1 protein-coding gene is annotated in these 1,256 nt (G+C 69.5%); it reads right to left on the bottom strand.

The features are described from left to right. Positions 1-47 precede the first annotated feature (47 nt). The gene (locus tag ACZ7OO_RS44105; protein ID WP_471513017.1) at positions 48-1,169 is read right to left on the bottom strand and encodes an IS630 family transposase; all 1,122 of its coding nucleotides are present in this window, start codon (positions 1,167-1,169) and stop codon (positions 48-50) included. Positions 1,170-1,256 lie beyond the last annotated feature (87 nt).

Consider the following 1,256-nt stretch of genomic DNA (forward strand, 5'->3'; position numbering starts at 1 on the left):
GGTGGACGGCTACTGCTAGGACCCGACGGGCAAGGTCGCCGGGCTGGTCAAGCGGCATCGGCGAGGGGACGTCCGCCCCAACGGATGCCCTTCTCGCTGCGGATGCGAGCGCGCTCGCGGCGCTGGGCTGCCAGCACGTCGGGGTGACGGGCATTCGCGTTGCGCCAGCGCAGATAGGCGTGCAGGGCCCGGGTCTGCACGGTGTGGTTGCGGTGGTTGGAGTTGGCGATGGTGAACTGCCGCAGCGGCCCGAAGTGCGCCTCGATTGGGTTGGCCCAGGACGCGTATGTCGGCGTGAAGCACAGCTCGACGCGGTTCTTCTTCGCCCAGCGGCGGATCGTCTCGCCCTTGTGGGCGGACAGGTTGTCCAGGATGACGTAGATGGGGGCGCCGTCCGGTCGGGCGGCCCGGACCGATCTGAGCGCGGACAGCGTGTTCGCGGCGCCCTTCTTCCGGCGGTTGACGCCCCAGAGCGTGTCGTCGCCGACCGAATAGCAGCCGTGGAAGTACCTGACGCCGTGGGTGCGGTGGTAGGTCGCCGGGTGCCGCTCGGGGTGACTGGCGGGGGCCCAGCCCGCACCGCCGGTGGGGCGGATGCCGAGCGGGCCGAACTCGTCGAACGCGAAGACCCGGTCCGGGAAGCGGTCCAGGACCTCCTCGATCCGGTCCAGCTTTGTCTCGCGGTCGGGGTCCGGGGACTCTTTCCAGGTCTTGGTGCGCTGGAAGGTGATGCCGCGGCGGGCGAGCAGACGGCGTAACGCCTCGCGGCCGATGCGGATGACCCGCCCATGGACTTTCCGCAGATGTGCCAGCAGTTTGCGGATGGACCAGCGAGTGAAGGGCTGGCCGAGCTTGGTCGGGCGGGTGGTGGCCGTCTGGACGACGAAGTCCTCGTCGTCAGGACTGAGCAGGCGGGGACGGCCTCCCGCCCACCGAGGGTCCAGACAGGCCAGGCCGATCTCGTTGAACCGGTGGATCACATCCCGGACGGTGTCCTCGTCGGCCTGCACCAGCTGGGCGATCACCGGGACCCGGTTCCCGCCGGCCGACGCCAGCAGCATCATCGCGCGTCGGAAGCGGACCGAACTGGTGCTGCCCCGGCGCACGATCTGCTGCAGCTTCTGCCCCTCCTGGTCGGTCAACCTGCGCACGCGGACAGGCTCAGCCACCGCACCCCCAGCACTCGGATCGGACGTCACGCAACATCCAACCGCCACGACCACCAACCCGGCGAACCAATGTGGTCAGAGCACTAG

It is taken from the genome of Streptomyces sp. NPDC111744, from assembly GCF_055634995.1.